Origin of the sequence: Microbacterium sp. RG1 (genome assembly GCF_005347485.1) — a bacterium.
GTDB classification, from domain to species: Bacteria; Actinomycetota; Actinomycetes; order Actinomycetales; family Microbacteriaceae; genus Microbacterium; species Microbacterium binotii_A.
In genome coordinates this window covers 406,806-429,852 of the sequence record NZ_CP034121.1, presented here as the reverse complement: position 1 = coordinate 429,852, position 23,047 = coordinate 406,806, and the positions used below count along the sequence as shown (strand labels likewise).

23 protein-coding genes are annotated in these 23,047 nt (G+C 70.3%); 11 read left to right on the top strand and 12 right to left on the bottom strand.

From position 1 onward, the window contains the following. The first annotated feature begins 1 nt into the window (after position 1). From EHF32_RS01950 to EHF32_RS01940, 3 genes are read left to right on the top strand one after another with little or no spacing between them, the layout of a single operon-like run. Positions 2–469: a GNAT family N-acetyltransferase gene (locus tag EHF32_RS01950; RefSeq protein WP_137416559.1), complete on the top strand. Its 468-nt coding sequence runs from the start codon at positions 2–4 to the stop codon at positions 467–469. A 1-nt stretch (position 470) separates the two neighbouring features. Further along, the gene (locus EHF32_RS01945) at positions 471–917 is read left to right on the top strand and encodes a hypothetical protein (RefSeq protein ID WP_137416558.1); all 447 of its coding nucleotides are present in this window, start codon (positions 471–473) and stop codon (positions 915–917) included. A gap of 10 nt (positions 918–927) precedes the next feature. Then, complete coding sequence (locus EHF32_RS01940) at positions 928–1,320, top strand: hypothetical protein (protein WP_137416557.1); 393 nt, start codon at positions 928–930, stop codon at positions 1,318–1,320. Positions 1,321–1,408: 88 nt separating this feature from the next. Here EHF32_RS01940 and EHF32_RS01935 read toward each other — a convergent pair whose 3' ends face one another. The 3 genes from EHF32_RS01935 to EHF32_RS01925 all read right to left on the bottom strand — a co-directional run bounded on the left by EHF32_RS01935 (position 1,409) and on the right by EHF32_RS01925 (position 5,593). Then, on the bottom strand, positions 1,409–2,011 hold the full coding sequence (locus tag EHF32_RS01935; protein ID WP_137416556.1) for a histidine phosphatase family protein: 603 nt from the start codon (positions 2,009–2,011) through the stop codon (positions 1,409–1,411). Positions 2,012–2,070: 59 nt separating this feature from the next. After that, positions 2,071–3,096 carry an aldo/keto reductase gene (locus EHF32_RS01930; protein WP_137416555.1) on the bottom strand — a complete coding sequence of 342 codons (1,026 nt, stop codon included), beginning with the start codon at positions 3,094–3,096 and terminating at the stop codon, positions 2,071–2,073. Positions 3,097–3,313: 217 nt separating this feature from the next. Continuing rightward, positions 3,314–5,593: a polyribonucleotide nucleotidyltransferase gene (locus EHF32_RS01925; protein ID WP_137416554.1), complete on the bottom strand. Its 2,280-nt coding sequence runs from the start codon at positions 5,591–5,593 to the stop codon at positions 3,314–3,316. Positions 5,594–5,924: 331 nt separating this feature from the next. On the opposite strand from EHF32_RS01925, the gene EHF32_RS01920 reads away from it, so the two are divergent. Next, positions 5,925–6,128 carry a hypothetical protein gene (locus EHF32_RS01920; protein WP_137416553.1) on the top strand — a complete coding sequence of 68 codons (204 nt, stop codon included), beginning with the start codon at positions 5,925–5,927 and terminating at the stop codon, positions 6,126–6,128. A gap of 56 nt (positions 6,129–6,184) precedes the next feature. On the opposite strand, the gene EHF32_RS01915 is transcribed toward EHF32_RS01920, so the two are convergent. Then, positions 6,185–7,597 (bottom strand): cation:dicarboxylate symporter family transporter, encoded by a 1,413-nt coding sequence (locus EHF32_RS01915; protein ID WP_137416552.1) that lies wholly within the window; start codon positions 7,595–7,597, stop codon positions 6,185–6,187. Positions 7,598–7,703: 106 nt separating this feature from the next. Between EHF32_RS01915 and EHF32_RS01910 the strand changes: the two genes are divergently transcribed. The 3 genes from EHF32_RS01910 to EHF32_RS15865 are packed head-to-tail and all read left to right on the top strand — an operon-like array spanning position 7,704 to position 10,849. Beyond that, on the top strand, positions 7,704–8,960 hold the full coding sequence (locus tag EHF32_RS01910; RefSeq protein WP_238343766.1) for a sensor histidine kinase: 1,257 nt from the start codon (positions 7,704–7,706) through the stop codon (positions 8,958–8,960). Continuing rightward, positions 8,957–9,637 carry a response regulator gene (locus EHF32_RS01905; RefSeq protein ID WP_137416550.1) on the top strand — a complete coding sequence of 227 codons (681 nt, stop codon included), beginning with the start codon at positions 8,957–8,959 and terminating at the stop codon, positions 9,635–9,637. Before EHF32_RS01910 ends, EHF32_RS01905 begins: the two co-directional genes overlap by 4 nt. A gap of 45 nt (positions 9,638–9,682) precedes the next feature. Continuing rightward, the gene (locus EHF32_RS15865) at positions 9,683–10,849 is read left to right on the top strand and encodes a hypothetical protein (protein WP_192900676.1); all 1,167 of its coding nucleotides are present in this window, start codon (positions 9,683–9,685) and stop codon (positions 10,847–10,849) included. A gap of 19 nt (positions 10,850–10,868) precedes the next feature. Here the strand turns inward: EHF32_RS15865 and EHF32_RS01895 are convergent, their stop codons facing one another. Continuing rightward, complete coding sequence (locus EHF32_RS01895; RefSeq protein WP_137416549.1) at positions 10,869–12,833, bottom strand: GDSL-type esterase/lipase family protein; 1,965 nt, start codon at positions 12,831–12,833, stop codon at positions 10,869–10,871. A gap of 139 nt (positions 12,834–12,972) precedes the next feature. On the opposite strand from EHF32_RS01895, the gene EHF32_RS01890 reads away from it, so the two are divergent. Beyond that, positions 12,973–13,566, top strand: a complete 594-nt coding sequence (locus EHF32_RS01890; protein WP_238343765.1) for a DedA family protein — start codon at positions 12,973–12,975, stop codon at positions 13,564–13,566. Between the two features lie 28 nt (positions 13,567–13,594). Here EHF32_RS01890 and EHF32_RS01885 read toward each other — a convergent pair whose 3' ends face one another. From EHF32_RS01885 to EHF32_RS01875, 3 genes are all read right to left on the bottom strand, one after another. Further along, complete coding sequence (locus EHF32_RS01885) at positions 13,595–14,239, bottom strand: FMN reductase (RefSeq protein WP_137416548.1); 645 nt, start codon at positions 14,237–14,239, stop codon at positions 13,595–13,597. Next, positions 14,239–15,441 (bottom strand): LLM class flavin-dependent oxidoreductase, encoded by a 1,203-nt coding sequence (locus tag EHF32_RS01880; protein ID WP_137419077.1) that lies wholly within the window; start codon positions 15,439–15,441, stop codon positions 14,239–14,241. The genes EHF32_RS01885 and EHF32_RS01880 overlap by 1 nt, the downstream gene beginning before the upstream one ends. A gap of 111 nt (positions 15,442–15,552) precedes the next feature. Further along, positions 15,553–16,452 carry an alpha/beta fold hydrolase gene (locus EHF32_RS01875; protein ID WP_137419076.1) on the bottom strand — a complete coding sequence of 300 codons (900 nt, stop codon included), beginning with the start codon at positions 16,450–16,452 and terminating at the stop codon, positions 15,553–15,555. Between the two features lie 85 nt (positions 16,453–16,537). On the opposite strand from EHF32_RS01875, the gene EHF32_RS01870 reads away from it, so the two are divergent. Further along, positions 16,538–17,656 carry an acyltransferase family protein gene (locus EHF32_RS01870; protein WP_137416547.1) on the top strand — a complete coding sequence of 373 codons (1,119 nt, stop codon included), beginning with the start codon at positions 16,538–16,540 and terminating at the stop codon, positions 17,654–17,656. Positions 17,657–17,663: 7 nt separating this feature from the next. Here the strand turns inward: EHF32_RS01870 and efeB are convergent, their stop codons facing one another. From efeB to efeU, 3 genes are read right to left on the bottom strand one after another with little or no spacing between them, the layout of a single operon-like run. Then, positions 17,664–18,968, bottom strand: a complete 1,305-nt coding sequence (efeB, locus tag EHF32_RS01865; RefSeq protein ID WP_137416546.1) for an iron uptake transporter deferrochelatase/peroxidase subunit — start codon at positions 18,966–18,968, stop codon at positions 17,664–17,666. Then, the gene (gene efeO, locus EHF32_RS01860; protein ID WP_137416545.1) at positions 18,965–20,194 is read right to left on the bottom strand and encodes an iron uptake system protein EfeO; all 1,230 of its coding nucleotides are present in this window, start codon (positions 20,192–20,194) and stop codon (positions 18,965–18,967) included. The genes efeB and efeO overlap by 4 nt, the downstream gene beginning before the upstream one ends. Further along, entirely contained in the window at positions 20,191–21,117 is a 927-nt protein-coding gene (efeU, locus tag EHF32_RS01855; RefSeq protein WP_137416544.1) for an iron uptake transporter permease EfeU, read from the bottom strand. Before efeU ends, efeO begins: the two co-directional genes overlap by 4 nt. A 141-nt stretch (positions 21,118–21,258) precedes the next feature. Here efeU and EHF32_RS01850 point away from each other — a divergent pair, with 141 nt between their 5' ends. Next, positions 21,259–22,266, top strand: coding sequence for an isopenicillin N synthase family dioxygenase (locus EHF32_RS01850; RefSeq protein WP_137416543.1), 1,008 nt, complete (start codon positions 21,259–21,261; stop codon positions 22,264–22,266). Positions 22,267–22,403: 137 nt separating this feature from the next. Here EHF32_RS01850 and rpsO read toward each other — a convergent pair whose 3' ends face one another. Then, on the bottom strand, positions 22,404–22,673 hold the full coding sequence (rpsO, locus tag EHF32_RS01845) for a 30S ribosomal protein S15 (protein WP_137416542.1): 270 nt from the start codon (positions 22,671–22,673) through the stop codon (positions 22,404–22,406). Positions 22,674–22,821: 148 nt separating this feature from the next. Between rpsO and EHF32_RS15960 the strand changes: the two genes are divergently transcribed. Beyond that, on the top strand, positions 22,822–23,046 hold the full coding sequence (locus EHF32_RS15960) for a DUF167 domain-containing protein (protein WP_137416541.1): 225 nt from the start codon (positions 22,822–22,824) through the stop codon (positions 23,044–23,046). Position 23,047: the final 1 nt, after the last annotated feature.

Below are 23,047 nucleotides of genomic sequence, written 5' to 3'. Positions count from 1 at the left end.
TATGCCCACCCTGCGCGCCCTTCCCGCAGACGACCCCGTCAGTCACGAGCTGCTCACCCTGTACTTCGCCCGACGCGCGGAAGGGTTCCCCGGCGGCGGATACCGCACGGTCTTCCCCGACCCTGCGGCCTTCGAAGAGCCGAACGGCGTGTTCCTCGTCCTCTTCGACGACACCGGCGAGGCGATCGGATGCGGCGGCATCCGTCGCATCCCCGACGGGCCCACGGGCGTGCGCTACGAGCTCAAGCACCTCTTCGTCCGTCCCGAGGCCCGCGGCAGCGGCGGCGGCCGGCTGCTCGTGACCGAGCTCGAGGAGCGCGCCCGGGCGTTCGGAGCCGCAGAGCTCGTGCTCGACACGCACCACTCGCTCGAGGCCGCCGGCTCGCTCTACACACGCAGCGGCTTCACCGCGATCGAGCCCTACAACGACAACCAGAACGCCACGCGCTGGTACGGCAAAGCGCTGTGACGTGGCGCGCCCCGCGGAGTTCCCGTTCATTCCGAAGACGACCGTGTCCCTCGAGATCGGCGACGTCATCGCGATCCCGCGGGCAGACGGCCTCTGGGGCGCGCTGCACGTGGTGGACCTGCGCCGGTCGGGCGTGACGAGCCGCGTGTCGTTCGTCGCGGGCGTGCTGCCGTGGCGCGGCGCCCACACGCCGACGGCCCCGGACGTTGCGGGCATGGCCGTCGTGGAGCAGGCACTGGTGGGCACCGACCTCTTCCGCCACGGCGGGTTTCAGGTCACCACCAATGTGCCGGTCACGGCCACGTCCCTGCCCAACAACTTCCGAGACACAGGGATCGGTTCACGTGTTCAGGTCTGGGGATGGCGAGCGACCGTGGGCCGTGTCGACGCCTGGCGACCCGAGGAACCCGCCCGTGGGCGACATTGTCGCAACGAGACGCCTGGATAGGGTCGGTTCTGTGCGTACCCGGATCGTGGCATTGCTGGCGACCTGCGCCGGCCTCGCTGCCCTCCTCGTCGGCTGCGGCGTAGAGAGCAGCGAGAGCGCGTGCGAGAGGGTCGCGACAGATCTCGTCGATGCTGTGCGAGAAAACGCCGGCGGCAGCCCTTCGGCTGTCAGCACTGCTACGCCAGATGCAGAGTACTGGTGCGACATCGAGGTCAAGACCGCCGCAAGCCTCGCGCGCGGCGGCAGCGTGCGGGTGGCCGTCATGCGGGAGTCCGAAAAGACGTTGAACGACTGGTCCCTCTGCGGCGTCCGCGTGACCCTTTCCTACGAGGATGACCCCGACATCATCGAGACCGGCGCTTGCCCACCCACAGGCGAAACGACGAGCCCTACGCGCCGATAGCGCGGACGCGCCGATCGAACACAACGGCTGCTGCCTTTTCGCGCCAGCGGCCGAACCCCCGGACCGGCCGGGACTGTCGACTCAGGCCTCAGACGGGTGGGACTTCGGGGAGGCCCGTGCGCAGTTCGAACGGCAGGTGGGCGAGGTCGTTGTGCGAGACGAGCGTCCACGGCCGCCCGTGGCGCTGCGCGATGACCGTGAGTCCCGCGTTGGCCTGATTGAGCGTCATCCAGCGCCAGTCCGGCGCGCCCAGCACCTCGCGCACGAACCATCCGATCACCGCGTTGTGCGTGATGATCAGCTCGTGCACATCGCCCTGCTTGCGAACGAGGAAGGCGGCCAGGGCGTCGGCCATCTGCGCGCGCCCCGCATCCACCGCGGCCTCCGTGATACCGCCGAAGAACGGCTCGAAGACCGCGGGGGTCTCCTCCGTCATCCCTGTCGGAACGCAATCGAACAGCAGTGACGAGGCTTCCGGCGTGATCGACGGCATACGCTCGGCGACCGCGCGAGCCGTCTCGGCTGCGCGCACGAGCGGCGAGTGCCAGACGGCATCGAACGGAACGCCCGAGAGTCGGTCGGCCAGCAGTTCAGCCTGGCGGCGGCCGCGCGGCGACAACGGTCCGTCGTCGATGCCGTGCTCCGCATCCTGATGCTCGCCGTGGCGGACGAGATAGATGTAGTGAGTCACGCCTGTCGCTCCGTCGAGTAGGTCGAACGCCTCATCGGCGTCTCATCCACCCTAACCCGCTACTCCGACGCGCGCGCGATCTCCGACAGCTGACCGCGGGTGAGACGAAGCCCCACGCCCTGCAGCACCTCTTCGACGTGGCCGGGCGCGTAGGCGTTCGCGATGGGGGCGGCGACGATCCGCTGGGCGAGCAGCCACGCCACCGCGACCGCTGACACCGGCACACCGAACTCCGCCGCCACTGCATCCATGGCCTTCAGCGTGCGACTGCCGCGCTTGGTGAGGCTGCCTGCGAGCTGGGCCGCACGAACGGAGGTGACCGCCTTGTCGCGTGTGCGCCGGGCGCCGGCGAGGAACCCGTGCTCCAGCGGATGCGACGGCGTCACCGCGACACCCTGCGCCCCGGCGACGAGTCTCAGGTCGCCATCGAAGTCCTTGCGGCGCAACACGTTGTAGGGCACGTCGAGCACCGTGAACCGCGGAAGTCCCGCCGACGAGAGGATGCGAGCCTCCACCAGTTGCTCCGCTCGGAGACCGTACGCGCCGATCGCCCGCACCTTGCCGGCCTCGATCAGCCACTCCAGCGTGGCGAGCGTGTTCTCGAGCGAACCCACTCCTGCCGTGCCGTCGATGTAAAGCACGTCGATGCGGTCGGTGCCGAGCCGCACCAGCGAGGCCTCGACCGATCGGATGAGGTTGACGGGGCCGAGGCCCGGGTGGTCGGGATGCGCGCCGACGCGGGTCATGAGCACGAGGTCGTCGCGCACGCGGCGCTTGCGCAGCCACTCGCCGATGATGTGCTCGCTGCGCCCGCCCGCGAAGCTGTCCGCGGTGTGCACGGCGTTGCCGCCGCGCTCGACGTACGCGTCGAGGATCGTGTGGCTGGTGTCGATGTCGACATTCCAACCGAACTCCGCGCCACCCAGGATGAGGGGGAAGATGCGCTGTCCGCTCTCGCCCAGATCGATGCGGATGCCGGCGCCGACACCGGGGCCCTGTACGGGGATGGGGGCCGAGGGATGCGTCTCGGCCACACCCGTCGGCGCGATCGGATGCGTCGCCGTGCCGATTCCGAAGATTCTCACGCGCACCCCTTCCGCATTCTCGTGTCGCGGAACGCGGAATCCGTGGAACTCCCGCGTGTCTCGACGCGTACTTAGACAGTAAGTGAGCGCACGCTCACCGGATCCCGCCACGGCGACAGATCGATAAACATTGCATAACTCTTTTGTCACGGCCTCCCCGCGAACGGCTGAGGCCCCCGCCGCGATATCGCGACGGGGGCCTCAGCGGCGTTCGGGATCAGCCCTCCGCGGGAGCCTCCGGACCGGGGTTGGCCGCGTCGCGACCCTCCTGGTCGGCAGCCTCTTCGAGCACCGGCTCGAGCGACAGCTTGCCGCGGTCGTCGATCTTCGTGATCTTGACCAGCAGCTTCTGACCCACGTTGAGCACGTCGTCGACGTTCTCGACGCGCTTGCCGCCGGCGAGCTTGCGGACCTCGCTGACGTGCAGCAGGCCGTCCTTGCCGGGCAGCAGCGAGATGAAGGCGCCGAACGTGGCGATCTTCACGACGGTGCCGAGGAACTGCTCGCCGACCTCGGGGTTGGTCGGGTTGGCGATCGCGTTCACCTGGGCGCGGGCGGCCTCGGCCGAGGGGCCGTCGGTCGCGCCGATGTAGACGGTGCCGTCCTCCTCGATGGAGATCTGCGCACCGGTCTCGTCCTGGATCGCGTTGATCGTCTTGCCCTTCGGGCCGATCAGCTCACCGATCTTGTCGACGGGGATCTGGACGCTGATGACGCGGGGCGCGGTGGGCGCCATCTCGTCGGGCGCGTCGATCGCCGCGTTCAGCACGTTCAGGATCGTGAGACGCGCGTCCTTGGCCTGGGTCAGCGCGGCGGCGAGGACCGACGACGGGATGCCGTCGAGCTTCGTGTCGAGCTGGATGGCCGTGACGAACTCGCTGGTACCGGCGACCTTGAAGTCCATGTCGCCCAGCGCGTCTTCCGCACCGAGGATGTCGGTCAGCGCGGCGTACCGCGTCTGGCCGTCGACCTCGTCGGACACGAGACCCATGGCGATACCCGCGACCGGCGCGCGCAGCGGCACACCGGCATTGAGCAGCGAGAGGGTCGAGGCGCACACGGAGCCCATGGACGTCGAGCCGTTGGAGCCGAGAGCCTCGGAGACCTGGCGGATCGCGTAGGGGAACTCCTCGCGGCTGGGCAGCACGGGAACGAGGGCGCGCTCGGCCAGGAAGCCGTGACCGATCTCGCGACGCTTCGGGCTGCCCACACGACCGGTCTCACCGGTCGAGTAGGGCGGGAAGTTGTAGTGGTGCATGTAGCGCTTGCTCGTCGTGGGCGACAGCGAGTCGATCTGCTGCTCCATCTTGAGCATGTTCAGCGTGGTGACGCCCAGGATCTGGGTCTCGCCGCGCTGGAAGATCGCCGACCCGTGCACGCGCGGGATGACCTGCACCTCGGCGTCGAGCGCACGGATGTCCGCGAGACCACGGCCGTCGATGCGAACACCCTCGGAGAGGATGCGGCCGCGCACGATCTTCTTGGTGACCGACTTGTACGCGGCGGAGAACTCGAGCGTCGCCGCGGCGGGCAGCTGCTCGGCCTCGACGGCGGCGACGAGCTCCGCCTTGACGGCATCCTTCACCGCGTCGTCTGCGTTCTGACGCTCCTGCTTGTCGGCGATCTGGTAGATCGGGACGAGCTTGTCGTAGGCGCGCTCGGCGACGAAGTCGTACGTCTCCTGGCTGTAGGGCGGGAAGACCGGGTAGGGCTGGATCTCCTTCGCCGCGGTGTTCGCCACGACGTTCTGCGCCGCGACGAGCTCCTTGATGAAGGGCTTGGCGGCCTCGAGACCCTGCGCGACGATCTCCTCGCTGGGCTTGGTGGCGCCGGCCTTGATGAGGTCCCAGCTGTGCTCGGTGGCCTCGGCCTCGACCATCATGATCGCGACTTCGCCGTCCTCCAGGACGCGACCGGCGACGATCAGGTCGAAGACGGCCTCCTGCAGCTGCTCGGCCTTCGGGAACGCGATCCACTGGTCGGCGTGCTCGCCGTGGCCCGGGATGAGCGCGAGACGCACACCGGCGATGGGACCGGAGAACGGCAGACCGGAGATCTGCGTCGACAGGGATGCGGCGTTGATGGCCAGCGCGTCGTAGAACTCGCCCGGCGCGATCGAGAGCACCGTGACGACGATCTGGACCTCGTTGCGGAGGCCATCGACGAACGACGGGCGCAGCGGGCGGTCGATCAGACGGCAGACCAGGATCGCCTCGGTCGAGGGGCGGCCTTCACGACGGAAGAACGAACCGGGGATCTTGCCGGCGGCGTACGAGCGCTCCTCGACGTCGACGGTCAGCGGGAAGAAGTCGAAGCCCTCACGAGGGTGCTTCCCGGCGCTCGTCGCCGAGAGGAGCATCGTCTCCTCGTCGAGGTAGGCGGCAACGGCACCCTGTGCCTGCTGCGCCAGTCGCCCGGTCTCGAACCGGACAGTGCGGGTGCCGAATCGGCCGTTGTCGAGAACGGCTTCGGCGGCGGTGATTTCCGGACCTTCCAAGAGGTCCCTCCTTCTTTGTTTAGGCTCGCCACCCCGTGTGGGCGACGAGCGGACATGCGAAGGAGCAGGGCTGCGGTTATGGGCGCGCGGCATGACTGCAGAGAGCCTGCGCTGGCCACCAGTAGAAGACCACCCGGCGTGCGACGCACGACGAGGAACCCACCACAGGGGACCAGCTTCCCGCCGGCCTGCTCCGTGAACTCGTATGGAGTTGGGCGATCGCAGAGAGCGATCCGCCTCAGCCTACCAGGGCAACCTGTTCTCACGCCGGTCGGCGCCGCCTATCGTGGAACGCACACCCGCGACAGCGGAACCGACGAGAGGACAGGTCATGACCGACGACACCACCCCCGGCTCCGACCGCGACGCCGAACCGGGCACCGAGCCCGCAGCCTCCGGCGAGGAGCAGCTGGTCGAGGACGGTCTGCTCGACGGCACTCCGGAGACCCCGGACCCGCGCGAGGAGGCGCAATTGCAGGCGCAGCTCGAGCGCGAGATGCGCTTCGACGGCTTCGAGCAGGGCATCGAGGGCTGACACGCGACCAAGAGGGGCCCCGGCACGCATCGCGTGCCGGGGCCCCTCTTCGTCGATCAGCGTGCCGTGGTCGCCATCGGCTTCGCGGCGGCATCCCCCTGCGCTGCGACGGGCGTCTTCTCCCCCGCATCCGCACCGTGTCCGCCGGTCAGGGTGGACTCGTCGAACGGGCGGGCCCCGGAGAGCACCTCGCGCACCCGCGCCTTGTCGATCTGCCGGGTCCAGGTGCCGATCAGCACGGTCGCCACCGCGTTGCCGGTGAAGTTGGTGACCGCGCGGCCTTCCGACATGAAACGGTCGATGCCGACGATGACGCCCACACCGCCGACCAGGTCGGGTCGGTAGGTCTGCAGACCTGCCGCGAGGGTCGCGAGTCCCGCACCGGTGACGCCCGCGGCACCCTTCGAGGCGATGATCATGAACACGAGCAGGCCGATCTGCTCGGGGATCGACATCGGCGCACCCATTCCGGTCGCGATGAACAGCGATGCCATCGTGAGGTAGATCGCCGTGCCGTCCAGGTTGAACGAGTACCCGGTGGGCACCGTGATGCCCACGACCGGCTTCGACACACCCAGGTGCTCCATCTTCGCGATGAGGCGGGGAAGGGCGGACTCCGACGACGACGTACCGACGATGAGCAGGTACTCGCGGCCCAGGTACTTCATGAGCGAGAAGATGTTGACCCGTGCGACCGCGTACAGCAGCGAGCCCAGCACGCCGGCGATGAACACGAAGCACGTGATGTAGAACGCGACCATCAGAAGCCCGAGCCCGAGGATCGCGGCGACACCGGTCGAGCCGACGACGGCGGCGATGGCGCCGAACGCGCCGACGGGCGCGAGCCAGAGGATCATGCCCAGGATGCGGAAGACGAGCGTCTGCAGGTGGGTGACCGCCGTCATGATCGGCTTGCCCTTCTCCCCCAGCCCCTGCAGCGCGAAGCCGACCAGGAGCGCGATGAAGAGCACCTGCAGAACGCTGCCGCCGGTGAACGCAGCGAAGAAGGATTCGGGCACGATGTGCAGCAGGAAGTCGACGGTGGAGGTCGCCTCGCCCGTCGCCTGGTAGGTCGAGCCGGACATGTCCAGCCCCTCGCCCGGGTGGATGATGTTGCCCACCACGAGACCGATCGCGAGCGCGAAGGTCGACATGCCGAGGAAGTAGACCAGGGCCAGCCCGCCGATCTTGCCCACGGTCGCCGCCTTGGCGATGGAACCCACGCCCACCACGATGGTGCAGAAGATGATGGGGGCGATCATCATCGTGATGAGCGACACGAACGCCGTTCCCAGCGGCTTCAGGCCCACGGCGAACTCGGGGAAGGCCAGCCCCACGACGGCTCCGGCGACCACGGCGATGATCACCGAGACGTACAGCCAGGTGTGCTTGTCCCATCTCTTGCGACCGGGGCGGCCTGTCAGCCGCGGCAGGGTCACCGTCGTCGTGCGGGGAAGTCGCAGAGCCATCATCGTCTCCTTCGTGATCGGGCCGCCTCATCGTGGCCACGCTCGTACCTTCGCGCCCGCTGCCGAACGGGGTCGAGTTGTGGTCGTATTGATCACGGAGGATGCGGTGAGACCGACGAAGTTCCCGACGAGCGCGGCCACGCGCCTGTTCCTGCTGATCGCCGCCGCTGCCGTCGCGGCGGCGGCAGTGCTCAGCGCGGTGCTCGTGCTGGACGCACAGCGCGCGGAACGTGCGGAGGCGGAGCGCGTGACACAGATCGTCGCGCGCACCCTCGCCGAGGACCCCTTCGTTCGAAGCGGCGTCACCTCCACGGCCCCCTCCGCCGTCCTCCAGCCGTTCGCGGAGTCGGTCATGGCGGCCAGCGACCTGGACTTCGTGACGATCATGTCGCCCGACGGCGTGCGCTTCACCCACCGCGATCCCGCCCGGATCGGCGAGCGCTACATCGGCACGATCCCCACATCCCCCGAATCGCTCACCGAGGAGCGCGCGGGGACGCTCGGACCCTCGGTGCGCACGATCGCCCCCGTCACCGAGGGCGACGAGGTCGTGGGGTGGGTGTCCGCGGGGGTGACGTTGGGCAGCATCGGCGACGGCATCGCCGCCCGGCTGCCGTTCGCCCTGGCGGTCGCGCTCATCGTGCTGGCCGCGGGCCTGGTGGGTGCGGTGCTGGCGCGCGGGCAGGCGCGACGCGTGACGGGCGACCTGGCCGCATCCGAGATCCGCGACACGCTCTCGAGCGCCGAGTCGATGCGCACCCTCGGCGAGGCGCTGCGGGCCCAGACGCACGAGCACGGCAACCGCATCCACACCGCCGTCGCCCTGCTCGAGATGGACCGGCGCGAGGAGGCGATCGCTCTGCTCACCGACTCCGCCCAGGCCTCGCAGGAGCTGGTAGATCAGGTCACGGCGCGCGCCGACGGGGACGCCACCGTGGGCGCCCTGGTGCTCGGAAAGGTGTCGCAAGCGGCCGAGCGCGGGGTGCTCCTGCGCACGCAGATCGCTCCCGACGCGCCCCGCTCGGTTCTCTCCGCCGTCGACGCCGTCACGGTCGTGGGTAATCTGCTCGACAACGCCGTGGATGCGGCGGCCACCGGCCCCACGCCGCGCACCGTCGATTTCACGATGACGCGTTCCGGGCAGGACCTGATCCTCACGGTGGCCGACTCGGGTGCCGGTGTGCCCGTGGAGATGCGCGAGAGGGTGTTCGAGATGGGATTCAGCACGAAACCCGCCGGGGCCGAGGGTCGCGGTGTGGGCCTGGCGCTCGTGCGCGACATCGTGACGGCGTCGGGCGGCAGCATCCGCATCGACGACGCCCATCCGAGCCGCTTCGTCCTCGTGTTGAAGGGGCGGGCATGATCCAGGTCCTCGTCGTCGACGACGACGCATTGACCCTGGAGCTGCACGGGCAGTACGTCGGCCGACTGGACGGGTTCGAGGTGAGTGGACTGTGCGCGGGAGCCACGGCCGCGCTGCGCGCGCTCATCGGCCCTGCACCCCGGCCGGAGGTGGACCTCGTCCTGCTCGACATGACGATGCCCGACGCGAGCGGCTTGGATGTCCTGCGCCGCATCCGCGCCGCCGGGAGCACGGTCGACGTGATCGCGGTGACCAGCGTGCGTGACGCCGACACCGTGCGAGCGACCGCGAGCCTCGGGGTCGTGCAGTACCTCGTGAAGCCCTTCACCTTCGGCGTGTTCCGGGAACGGCTGGATCAGTACGCGCAGGCACGCGAACGGCGCACTCCGCGCGGCCCCGCGACGCAGGCCGAGATCGATGCGCTGCTGGGGGCGGGTCGCACGGCTCCCATCCCGGTCACGCCGAAGGGCATCTCGCCGGACACGCTGGATGCGGTGGGCCGGGCACTCCGCGAGGGCGACGCTCTCTCGGCCGTCGAGACGGCGCGCCTGCTGGGCCTGTCGCGTGTCTCGGCCCGCCGCTACCTGGAGCACCTCGTGGAGATCGGTGCCGCCGAACGGCGTGCGCGCCACGGTCGCCCGGGCCGCCCGGAGAGCGAGTACCGCTGGTCGGTGTGACTCGTGGGGTTGGTGTGACGCCTGTGACGCAATAGCGTGTTCCGCATGATCGTCGAGCGCACGCCACGCCGACGGGCGCTGCGCCCTGTCGCGCTCGCTGTCGCCGTCACGATGGTCGTCCTGCTCGCCGGATCCGCCGCGCCCGCTCAGGCTGCCGACACCCCCTCCTGGAACGACGTGCAGAACGCGCGCGACAACCAGGCGGCCGCGGCCGCGCTCGTCGCCCGCATCGAGGCCGAGCTCGACGCCGCGCAGGAGCGCAGCGCAGCCTCCGCCACCGCGGCGCTGGATGCGGCGCGCGTCGCAGAGGACGCCCGCCGACGCGCGGACGACACCGCGCAGCGATCCGCCGCACTCGATGCCCAGGTCACCGCAGCGCGGACGGAGGCCGAGGCGCAGCGGGCTCGCACCGGCGCACTCGCCTCCTCCATGTACCGCCTGCAGTCCGACGGTCCCCTCGTCGCCCGCCTGCTGACCGCAGCCGATCCGGACGATCTGCTCGACCGTCTCGGACTTCTCGAGACGATGGGAACGGCCTGGGCCGGCCGAGCGGCGCAGGCGCAGGGCGCGGCGCAGCTCTTGGCCGCGCTCGACGATCAGGCCGCCGCGGCACGCACCGCGCGCGAGGACGCCGCCACGGCGGCCGAGCGTGCCGCCGCCGACGCGCAGTCCGCCGCGGACGCGGAGGCGGCAGCGGTGGCGGAGCTCACCACACAGGCCGACACGCTCTACGCGCAGTTGGCGACCCTCAAGGGAACGACGGCCGACCTGGAGCGCCGGTACCGGTTGGCGAGTCAGGTCGCGGCGCAACCGGCGAATCCGGCACCCACATCCCCGTCCCCCGGCACTCCCGCTCCCCCGGCGCCCCCCGTGCCCGTCCCTCCGTCCGGCGGTGCCGTCGTCGTCGACCCCGCAGGCGCCAGAGAGTATGCGCGCGGCGCGATCGGGGCCTACGGCTGGGGACAGGATCAGTTCGAGTGCCTCGTGTCGCTGTGGAACCGGGAGTCCGGGTGGCGCGCCGACGCACTCAACCCCTCCAGCGGCGCCTACGGGATCCCGCAGTCGCTGCCGGGCGACAAGATGGCCAGCGCCGGCGCCGATTGGCGAACGAACGCCGCCACCCAGATCAACTGGGGCCTGTCGTACATCTCGGGCCGCTACGGCTCCCCCTGCGGCGCGTGGGGCCACTCCCAGGCCACCGGCTGGTACTGAGCGCCCCGCTCGCAGGCGCTCAAGCGGACGAGGAGGCGCGGCGAGAGCGGCCGGCTCCGGGCATCTCGACGTAGTCGGCGTGCTTGGCGTCCAGTCCGTCACCGGCGGTGCGCCCCCGCATCCGACGCCACAGCCAGGGCAGCGCATCACGACGCAACCAGCTGCCTGCCGAGGGCTCGTCGTCGTGCAGTGCGGCGTCCAGATCACCCAGAGCCTCCGCATCCGGGATTCCCAACACCTCGGCGGCGCGGTAGGCGAGGAAACGATGGCCCCGCGAGCGAAGGTGCACCTTGTCGTCGGCCCACATCTCCAGCGCGCCGATCTCGGGCAGCGCGTCCAGGTCGAGGAGCATGCAGCCGTGGACTCGGGCGATGCGGCGCAGCTCGGAGGCGTACTGGGCGAAGCGGCGCGCGAACAGCCCCGCGGCCCGACGGTGCGGCAGGAAGGGCGTGACCAGGAGGACATCGCAGCCCGCCGCCCGCAGCGCGAGGACACCCCGCTCCAGCTCGGCGGCGAGCTGGCGCGGGGCCGCGCCGTGACCGACGAGGTCGTTCGCGCCCATCAGGATCGAGACGAGGTCGGGGTGCAGCTCGAGCGCCCGCGGGATCTGCGTCGTCGTGAGATCGCGCACGCGACGCGAGCGGACCGCGAGATTGGCGTAACGGAAGGGCTCGCGGCCGCGGTGCTGCTGCGCGAGCAGCGGCGCGAGGCGATCGGCCCAGCCGCGGTACTGCCCGTGCGGGGCGCGGGAGGTGTCGCACAGGCCCTCGGTGAGCGAGTCGCCGAGGGCGACGAACCTCGCCCACCGGCGCGGCGCGGGAAGCAGCGCCGGAATGGCGGGACGCGTCTCGCCGCGGGCCAGGAGGCGATCGTCGATCCGACGCAGCTCCCGTGCTTCGTCGTAGTGCCCGAGGAGCTGACCGTACAGCGATGCCCAGGTGCGCTCGGCGACGGCGTCGCGCGCGGCGACCGAGAAGGCCTGCCGCTTCGCGTCGTCACCCAGGAGGTCACCGACGCGAGCACGGAGATCCGCGAGGTCGCCGGGGCGATAGAGCCATCCGTCGATGCTCGAACGTACGAGGTCCACGGGTCCGCCCGTCCCTGTGGCGACGACCGGGACGCCGCTCGCGTGCGCCTCCTGGATCGTCTGGCCGAAGGTCTCGCTCTCGCCGGGGTGGACGAACACGTCGAACGACGCCATCGCCTCCGCGAGCTCGCTACCCCCCAGGTGCCCGAGGAACACCGCGTCGGGAAGCTGCCTCTCGAGCTGTGCCCGGGACGGACCGTCTCCGACGATCACCAGCCGCGCACCCTCGACGCCCGCGAGCACCGCGAGATCCTCCACCTGCTTCTCCGGGGCGAGGCGCCCGACGTAGCCGATGATGCGCTCGCCCGGTGCGACGCGGCGGCGGAACTGCTCGCTCCGGCGCTCCGGTCGGAACCGCTCGCCGTCCACGCCCCGCGCCCACATCCGCAAGCGGTCCACCCCCATCCGCTCCAGCTGCGCCACCGACGGGGTCGAGGGCGCGAGGGTGAGGGTCGCCCGGCGGTGGAGCCGTGCGACGTGGCCCGCCGCGAGAGCCGCGGCCTGCGGCATCCGATAGCGCTCGGCGTACGCGACGACATCGGTCTGGTAGATCGCGACGGATGCGGTGTGCAGCGACTCGGCGGCGTTCACGCCTTGCCAGCCCAGCACGAAGGGAGATGCGAGGTGGACGACGTCGGGGCGGAACTCGCGAAGGATGGCCGCGATGCGTGCGACGCGCGCGAAGACGACGCGCACCTGCGGATACGACGGCAGCGGGAGCGAGGCGAGCAGCTCGGTGCGGGAGGCTGCGACCGCGTCGACGGACTCGGTCGAGCGAGGGGCGATCACGAGCGTCTCGTGACCGTCGGCGGCGAGGTGCCGGAGCACCTGCAGGACGGAGCCGGTCACCCCGTTCATGTGCGGAAGGTAGGACTCGGCGATCAGCGCGACTCTCACGAGACCAGGGTGCTCCCGGAGCTTCGCCCGCACGGCATGAACCGGGGTGGATCGTCGAGAGTTCACCCGATGCACCACGGCTCGTCACCGGACGTGCCCCGTTGGGTCGCCGTTCACCCACCGCTGGGATGCTTCACCCGTGGCGGATCCCTTCCTGACCGATCTCGCGTCGAGTCCGTGGGCGCTGCCGCTCATGGCCCTGCTCGTGTTCGCCGACGCCCTCCTGGTGGTGATCCCGGGCGAGGTCGCGGTGACCGCCATGGGCGCGCTGGCGGTGTCGACCGGCCAGCCCCCGATCGTCGCCGTCGTCGCCGTCGCGGCCGCCGCGGCGTTCGCGGGCGACGCCGTCGGATACCTGCTGGGACGCACGGTCGGAATCGAACGCTGGCGCTGGATGCGGCATCCCCGCGTCGCGGCGGCGTTCGCCTGGGCGCGAGGGCGTCTGCACCGCAGCGCCGCGACGGTCGTGTTCACCGCCCGATTCATCCCCTTCGCGCGCGTCGCCGTCACCCTCACGGCGGGAGCCACGCGCGTGCGCCCGGCGAGGTTCCTGGGCGCGTGCGGACTCGCGGCGCTGGGCTGGGCTGTCTATCAGAGCCTGATCGGCGCGGCGGTCGGCGCCATCGTGCCGGGCGGCCCCGTCGTCGCGGTGATCGTGTCCATCGTTCTCGCGCTGGGCCTGGGCTTCGCCGTGGATGCGGTCGCCGCGAGACGAGTGAGGGCGCCGCGGTGACGCGGCGCCCTCACTCGATGAGGAGATGTCACTCCCCCGAGAGACCTCCGAGCAGGTGGCCGAACGAACGGCCCTCCCCGAGGTAGTTCGCCGGGTCGAACGGGTCGGCGTCGACGACGGGGCTGCGGCGGGCGATGGCCTCGGCCAGCTCGCGCGCCCCCTTGTCCACCCGGCTCGAGAGCGTCGCGACCTGGTCTCCGCTGCCACCCCAGTCGGCGGAGGCCGCGAACACACCGGTGGAGACCGCATCCGCGTGGAGGTAGGCGAACAGCGGGCGGATCGCGTAGTCGATCGCCAGCGAGTGGCGGGCGGTCCCCGCGTTCGCGCCGATGAGCACCGGCTTGCCGCGCAGCGCGTCGGGGTCGAGCACGTCGATGAACGACTTGAAGAGACCCGAGTAGCTCGTGGAGAAGATCGGCGTGACGACGATGAGCGCATCGGCCGACACGACCGTGTTGATCATCGTCTCCAGAGCCGTGGGCGCGAACCCGGTCAGCAGGTTGTTCGTGATGTCGTGCGCGTAGTCGCGCAGCTCGAACACGTCGGCGGTGATCTCGATGTCGCGCTCTGCGAGCTCGCGCGCCGTGGCGGCGAGCAGGCGGTCGGCCAGCATCCGGGTCGACGACGGGTTCGACAGACCCGCAGAGACCACGGCGATTCGACGGGTGCTCATCAGGCGCTCCGAGTGGCAGCAGCGCCGAAGGCGGCGCCGACGGGCTGCGGGGTGTCCTGGTAGGGCGAACCCGAGGTCAGGTTGTCACCGCGGTTGGCGCGCGGGGTCGCCTGACGGGGCTCGGCGTCACCGTACATCTTGCGCACGAGGTTCTCGTGGGTGGGCGCGTCCGGCACCTCGGCGGGACGGTTCTTCGCGAGCTCCTTGCGCAGCACCGGCACGACCTCGCCACCCAGGATGTCGAGCTGCTCGAGCACGATCTTCAGGGGGAGCCCTGCGTGGTCCATGAGGAACAGCTGGCGCTGGTAGTCGCCGAACAGCTCGCGCATGCCGGCGTAGCGGTCGATGACCTGCTGGGGCGAGCCGACGGTGAGCGGCGTCATCTGCGTGAAGTCCTCCATCGACGGGCCGTGTCCGTAGACCGGGGCGTTGTCGAAGTAGGGACGGAACTCGTTGACGGCGTCCTGCGAGTTCGCGCGCATGAACACCTGTCCGCCGAGGCCCACGATCGCCTGCTCGGGCGTGCCGTGTCCGTAGTGCGCGTAACGCTGGCGGTACAGCGCGATCAGGCGCTGGTAGTGCTCGGCCGGCCAGAAGATGTTGTTCGCGAAGAAGCCGTCACCGTAGTAGGCGGCCTGCTCCGCGACCTCCGGCGTGCGGATCGAGCCGTGCCAGACGAAGGGGGGTACGCCGTCGAGGGGGCGCGGCGTGGCGGTGAAGCCCTGCAGCGGGGTGCGGAACTTGCCTTCCCAGTCCACGACGTCCTCGCGCCACAGCTTGTGCAGCAGCGCGTAGTTCTCCAGCGCGATCGGCAGACCCTGGCGGATGTCCTTGCCGAACCAGGGGTAGACGGGGCCCGTGTTGCCACGGCCGAGCATGATGTCGGTGCGGCCGTTCGAGACGTGCTGCAGCATCGCGAAGTCCTCGGCGATCTTCACCGGGTCGTTCGTGGTGATGAGCGTCGTGGCGGTCGACACGAGCAGTCGCTCGGTCTGCGCGGCGATCGCGGCGAGCGTCGTGGTGGGCGACGACGACCAGAAAGGCGGGTTGTGGTGCTCGCCGAGGGCGAAGACGTCCAGCCCCACCTCCTCGGCGTGCTTGGCGATCGTGATGGTGTTGCGGATGCGCTCCGCTTCGCTCGGGGTGTGACCCGACACCGGGTCCTGGGTGATGTCCGAGACCGTGAAGATGCCGAACTGCATTCCCGGCCAGGTGGTGTTCTCGCTCACGATTCCTCTTCCGCTTCCCGGGTGCGTGCCCGCATCCGTTTCTATGCGATTGAATATATCCCCTATAACGCGTCGGGGTCGAGGTTATTCCCGGCGATCGGATGCCGATTCGTACAGATGACGCAGATCCCTGCTCAGTTGGTGGGGCACCGTCTCGCTCGGCGAATGGCCGGTGTCGTAGACCACGGCCTGCGCCCCGATCCGCGACGCGTACGCGCGGTACTCCGACTCGGGCCACAGATCGTGCGTGCCGGTGGCGACCAGCTTGGGCAGGTCGAGACCCGCGACGGCGGCCGTGACATCCGGCATCGTCATCATGAGGCCCACGATGTCGGTCACGCTCGAGCGACGGGTCAGCGCGAACCGCTCGCGCACGAAGCGCAGTCGTCCCGGCGGCACGCGGTTGAGGTTGTTGCGGATCCCCCACAGCATCAGCCCGGCACCCGCGCGCGGCCCAGCCGCGTCCGAGAGCCGTCCGATGTGCTTCACGCCGCGGAAGACCTGCCCCGTGGCCGGCGGGCAGGTCACGAGCGCGAGGGTCGCGAAGAGGTCGGGGCGTGCGACGAGCGCAAGCTGGGCGACGAGGCCCGCGAAGCTGTACCCCAGCACGTGCACGGGGGCGGATCCGGTCTCGAGCACCGCGATCATGTCATCCACGAACAGCGGGTAGTCGTAGTGCCGTCGGGGCGGCACCAGGTTCTCCGGTCCCGCCGCCGCCGATTCGTACTGCCCCGCCAGGTCGTAGGACTCGACGCGGTAGCCGGCCGCGGCGAGCAGCGGCATGACCAGCACGAAGTCCTCCTTCGACCCGGTCACCCCGGGAACGAGCACAACCCTCGGGCCGCCCGCGGGGCCGAGCGAGACGCGGGCCAACGACCCCGACGGCGCGGCGACGACGTCACGCACGGCGTCCGGCGGGAACAGATGCCAGTCCACATCGCCGAGAGATCGGTCCTGCCAGGCAGCATCCTCGCGCACGACCATCGACACCCCCTCACCGGTGGCCACACCCTACTGCCTCCGCGAACAGGCGACACGCGCACCACGCGCACCGGTAGGGTCGCACGCGATGAGCCTTCCGCCGACCCCCGCGCCCGCGGCGCGCCCGAAGCGCCGGGTGCCGTTCTGGGACAACGCGCGCTTCGCGTCGATCGTCCTGGTCGTGCTCGGGCACGCCACGCAGCGACTCATCTACGACTCGGATGCGGCCCTCGCGCTCTACCTCCTCGTCTACGCCTTCCACATGCCCGCCTTCGCCGTCATCTCGGGCTACTTCTCGAAGGCGGGCGTTCCCGGCAAGCGTCAGATGGCCCGCGTCGTCACCGACATCCTGCTGCCGTACCTCATCTTCGAGACGCTGTGGACGATCACCAAGTTCCTCGTCGAGGGCGCCGCGAACCCGAACCCGACGCAGCCCTCCTGGACGCTGTGGTTCCTGCTCGCACTCGGGATCTTCCGCGTCGTCCTGCCCTACCTCGCCCTCCTGCGCTGGCCGCTGCTGTGGACGCTCGTCGTCTCGATCGGCGTCGGCTACCTGCCGAACATCGACTCCACACTGTCGCTGTCGCGCACGATGGGACTCCTGTTCTTCTTCACCCTCGGGTGGTGGCTGCGCGAGCACGACGTCGTCGAGCGCTTCTCACTTCTGGCCCGGCCGTGGTGGAGCCGCGTCGCGGCTGCGGCGGTGCTGGTGATCGCCGGCGCGTTCGCGTGGATCTTCATCGACGTCTGGCGGGCGATCGATCTGCGCACGTGGCTCTTCTACGAGGATGCCTACTCGGACCTCGGCGGCGAGCAGTGGTGGGCCGGCGGCATCCGACTCGCGCTCATGGCGATCGCACTGTTGCTGACCGCCGCCTTCCTCGCGCTCGTGCCGCGACGGGCGGCCTGGTGGACCTCGTTCGGGCAGTACACGATGTACGTGTACCTGCTGCACTCCTTCGTGCTCTACCCGTTCCGGGAGTCGGGCGTCCTGCGCGGGCTCGACCCGACCTGGTTCTGGCTGCCGGTGGTCTGCGCCGCATCCGTGCTCATCGCGTTGGCACTCGCGACGGCGCCGGTGCGCCGGGTGTTCCGCCCCCTCGTCGAGCCGCGCTGGTCATGGCTGTTCGCCGACCGCACCCTGGCACGTCGCGAAGGTCACCGCAGCGACCCGACCGGTTCGCGCCGCGCCCCCGAGCGCCGCTGAAGCGCGCTCAGGCGAAGAGGTCGGCTCCGACGAACGAGCCCTCTCGGACACCGCTCGGCACGGCCCAGATCCCCGAGCCGACGTGGCGCAGGTACTCGGTCAGAAGGTCGCGCGCGAGCGCCTTCTGCAGCGTGATGAACTGCTCGGGCGAGCGCTGGTAGGACAAGAAGAACAGCCCCGCCTCCAGCGCGCCCCGCCCGTCGTTGCCGTCCACGAAGTTGTAGCCGCGACGCAGGATGCGGATCCCGCCGTTGTTGTCGGGGTGGGCGAGGCTGACATGGGAGGCGCGGTCGATGCGGGCGGCGCCGGACGCATCCTTCGCGGAGAAGTCCGGTGCGGTGAACTCTTCTCCGCCCGACAGCGGCGCCCCCTCGCGCTTGTCGCGCCCGATCGTGCGTTCCTGCTCCATGAGCCGCAGACGATCCCAGGTCTCGATCGTCTGACGGATGCGGCGGGCGACGAGGTAGCTGCCGCCGGCGAGCCAGGCGGGCCCTTCATCCCCGACCCACACGTGCTCGTCGAGCGCCGCGGTGTCGGTGGCGAGGATGTTGGCCGTGCCGTCCTTGAAGCCGAACAGGTTGCGGGGTGTGGACTGCGCGGCCGTCGTCTTCGACGTGCGGCCGAAGCCGAGCTGCGCCCAGCGGATGCGGGCGCGGCCGAACGCGATGCGACTGAGGTTGCGGATGGCGTGGACGGCGACCTGCGGGTCGTCGGCGCAGGCTTGGATGCACAGGTCGCCGTCGGAGTTCAGCGGGTCCAGATCATCGCCGACGAAGCGCGGCAGCGGCGCCAGCAGGTCGGGGCGACGATCGGCGATCCCGAAGCGGTCGACGCCGTTGCGCTCGAACAGCCCCGGCCCGAATCCGAAGGTGATGGTCAGCGAGCTCGCGGGAAGCCCGAGCGCCTCGCCCGTGTCGTCCGGCGGGGCCTGGGGCGAACCGCCCACCGCGCCGGAGGCGCTGACGTCGAGCCCCTGCGTCATGCGCGATGCCGCGTACGACCAGTCCTGCAGCAGGGAGACCAGGTCGTCGCGCGTCAGATCGTCGTCGAGGTCGAAGGCGGCGAAGTGCAGGTGATCCTGCACCTGGGTCGTGATCCCCGCCTGGTGCTCGCCGAAGAACGCGTGGACGCCGTCCGCGTCGGCGGCGGATGCGGGGCCGGCGACCGCCGTGGCGACCGCAGCCCCGCCGGCCCCGCCGATGGCGAGGCCGGCGGCGCCGGCGCCCAGCAGACCGAGCAGGCCGCGTCGGCTGAGCCCGGACGGCGGGTCGGCGGGCTCGATCTGTGGGGCGTCGGACTGCGGTTCGTTCACGAGAGGACGGTCACCGTCAGACGCGACAGCGGCTCGGCGAGCGCGTTGATCAGATCGGTGAGGGTGCGCTTGTCGGCCTCGGTCAGCGTCGAGTAGGCGGCGAAGGAGGTGTCCGCGCTGCCGTAGGTCGCCAGCTGCGCCTCGAGATCGGCGTAACCCTTGTCGATGGCCGTCACGAGCTTCTGCCCGTCCGCCCCCTTGCTCTCGGCGAAGTCGCGCACGAGCGAGTAGGCCATCTTGGAGCCCTCGACGTTGGCGGCGAAGTCGTAGAGGTCGGTGCCGCTCCACCAGTCCTCCTCGCCGGAGATCTTGCCGTTGGCGACCTCGTCGAGCAGCGCGATGGCGCCGTTCGAGATGCCCGCGATGCCCTGCGCGTCGAGTGCGCTGACGAAATCGTCGGAGTGGACGTAGTCGTTGAGCTCGGCCACATCCGCCACGAGCTGGTCGGCGTGCTCCGTGCGCTGCTCGGGCGTGGAGGGCGTCCAGTCCTGCCAGGCGGGCGTGGCGCCGTCGGCGTTGAGCGCGTCCTGCGCGGGGACCCAGAGGTCCTTCTCGATGCGGTGGAATCCGGTCCAGTCCAGGCCCTCGGCGACCGCATCCACCTCGCGGTAGTCGATCTTGGGGTCGAGATCGCCCAGGGACTCGGCGACCGGCTCGATGCGCTCGTAGAACGAGCGCACCTGCGGGAAGGACGTGCGGGCGGTCTCGTCGTCACCGGCGGTGTAGGCGGCGGTGAAGGCCGCGACGGCGGGGACGAGCTGCTCGACCTGGTCCTTCACGAAGGCGGCGTACAGGGAGACCGCCTGCTGCTTCTGCTCGGCGTCGTCGCCGGAGACGGCCACGGCGTCACCGGTGACGGTGAAGCCCGCTCGCCCGACGCCGTCACCGACCATGCCGGGCTTGCACAGCGTGAAGTAGTTGCCGGGCTGCGCGACGACCGTGAGGGTCCGCGAGGCGCCGGGGGCGATGTTCTCGACCTCGCCGACGATACGCAGGCCGTCTTCGGCGAGCAGATAGAACTCGCTGACCTGCGAACCCGTGTTGGTGACGTCGAAGGCCAGGGTGCCGCTGGTGGCGGTCGCCGTGGGCAGATCGCACGCGGCGTCGCTCGCCGTGACGGCGAGGGCGTCGGATGCGGCCACGTCGGCCTTGGCCACGCATCCGGCGAGTGCGAGCGAGGTGATGACGAGCGCTGCGGCGCCGCCGATCAGACGAGGAGCTGTCATGGGGTTCCTTGATGTGCGGGAGCGACGGCTTCTTGCGCTCGGTGGGACCGCGGGTGCGGACGCGCACCGCGGAAGAAGAGGATGCCGACCACGACGATGTAGACACCCCACGCGATGACCTGCAGCCACGTCATCTGCGGCATGAACCCGACGGTGGCCTGCAGCAGCACCGCGACGGGGCCGCCGGGGGCGATGATCGCCGACAGATCGAAGGCCCACCCGAAGGGGAAGCCGGCGAGGCCCACGCCGACGACGCCGGTCACCGCATCGATCGTCGCGGCATCGGAGAACGGCCCCGGAAGCACGCCCGCCTCCTGCAGGTCGTGCACGCCGTAGGCGAGGACGCCGGCGGCGACGATGATGAGCAGGGCGCCGGTCCAGGTGAAGAACACCCGCAGGTCGAGACGGATCATGCCGCGCGAGATGAGCGCACCGAGAACGACGGCCAGGGCGAGGCCGAGGACCGCGCCTCCGAGGGCGGCGGGCGCGTCGCCGAAGGACTGCACCATCGACCACAGCAGCAGAGTGGTCTCCAGCCCCTCGCGGGCGACGGAGATGAAGCCGATGACGACGATCCCCCAGAGCGCCCCCGCCGCGAGCGCCCGGTCGACGTCGCCTTCGAGGGCCCGCTTGAGACCCCGGCCGGCCCGCTGCATCCAGAAGATCATCCAGGTGACCATCGCCACGGCGACCAGTGAGAGACCTCCGCCGAGGATCTCCTGCGCCTCGAAGGTCAGCGCGTAGGCGCCGAACGTGAGGATGGCGCCGACGACGAGCGAGAGCAGGACGGCGAGTCCGACGCCGATCCACAGCCGTGGGAGGACGTCGCGCCGACCGAGCCGGGAGAGATAGGCGGCGAGGATGCCGACGACGATGGCGGCCTCGAGGCCCTCGCGCAGACCGATCAGCAGACTCGACAGCACCGCGGCATCCTTCTTTCTGGTAAGGCTTACCTAAGCCCGGAGCGAGATTACTCCTGTTACGACCGGAGGCAAATTCCACGCCGTGCGGTAACGCTCAGCAACATTTCTCCGCGGCGCGACGCCGGGACGTACCTTCGGTGCATGAGCACGCCATCCCTTCCCGTCCTCGACTTCTCCCGCCTGTCCGGCGGCCCGGATGCGGCCGCCGCCTTCCGCGACGACCTGCGCCGCGCGACCCACGAGGTGGGATTCTTCTACCTCACCGGCACCGGCGTCGACGACCTGGCGCTGCGCCTCGAGAAGGTCGCGCGCGCCTTCTTCGCGCTGCCAGAGGCCGACAAGCTGGCGATCGAGAACGTCAACAGCCCGCACTTCCGTGGATACACGCGCATCGGCGGCGAGCGCACCCAGGGCCAGGTCGACTGGCGCGAGCAGATCGACATCGGACCCGAGCGCGAGGCCGTGACCGATCCCGCCGCTCCCGACTTCGAACGCCTCACCGGCCCCAACCTCTGGCCCGAGGCTCTTCCGGAGCTGCGCGAGGTCGTGCAGGAGTGGCACGACCGGCTGAGCGAAGTCGCGATCACGCTGCTGCGCCAGTGGGCGCTGGCGCTGGGCGCCGCGGAGGACTTCTTCGACCCGTACTTCGCGGACCCCGGCACGCTCATCAAGATCGTCCGCTACCCCGGCAGCCGCGAGCCCGAGCCGCAGCAGGGCGTCGGCGCCCACAAGGACTCCGGCGTCCTGACCCTGCTCTGGGTCGAGCCGGGCAAGGGCGGGCTGCAGGTCGAGCGCGACGGCGGATGGGTCGACGCACCCCCGGTCGACGGTGCGTTCGTCGTCAACATCGGCGAGCTCCTCGAGTACGCGACCCAGGGGTATCTCATCGCCACCAACCACCGCGTCGTCTCGCCCCGCTACCCCGAGGACCGCATCTCGGTGCCGTTCTTCTTCAACCCGGCGCTCGATGCGCAGCTGCCCCTCATCCAGCTCCCGCCCGAGCTCGCGGCACGTTCGCGGGGCGTGACCGAGGATCCCACGAACCCCATCTACGCCCGCTACGGCGAGAACGCACTGAAGTCGCGGCTGCGCGCACACCCGGATGTGGCGGCGATCCACCACGCGGACCTCCTGGCCGCTCGCGCCTGACCCGCCCCTCCCAGCCGCGAGACTCGCGGTCTTTGGGAAGGGAGGTGGTTGAGGATGCGGCGGGCGCACAAAAGCGAAGGCCGCCCCACACCGTGGGGCGGCCTTCGAAGAAAGCGATATACGCGATCGCGCTGCGATCAGCGGCGCAGACCGAGACGCTCGATGAGCGAACGGTAGCGGTTGATGTCGATGTCCTGCAGGTAGCCCAGCAGGCGACGGCGCTGACCGACCATGAGGAACAGACCACGACGCGAGTGGTGGTCGTGCTTGTGCTCCTTGAGGTGCTCGGTGAGGTCCTTGATGCGCTGCGTCAGCATCGCGACCTGCACCTCGGGGGATCCGGTGTCACCGGGGTGCGTCGCGTACTCTTCGATGATCGCCTTCTTGACGTCGTTCTCGAGTGCCATAGATGGGATCCCCTTTCTCCTCGTTGCGCGGCGCCCTCCGGCTGATCCGGGGGCTCTCTTTATCCGCGGCCGATCGAACGGCAACCTCGAAAGTCTACCAGCGTTCGACACCGACCCCAACCGCTCCCGCCGCGATACGCTCGCACGCGTGCAGTTCACCGTCCGCGTCAAGCCCGGCAGCCGTCGCGGCCCCCTCGTCGAGTCGGATGCGGACGGCGCGCTGACCGTGCACGTGCGCGAGCGCGCGGTCGACGGCGCAGCCAACGCGGGGGTCATCGCAGCGCTGGCCGCGCACCTCGGCGTCCGCCGCGCGGACATCACGATCCGCACCGGTCACGCCGCCCGCATCAAGCGCATCGAGGTCGCGGAGTGAG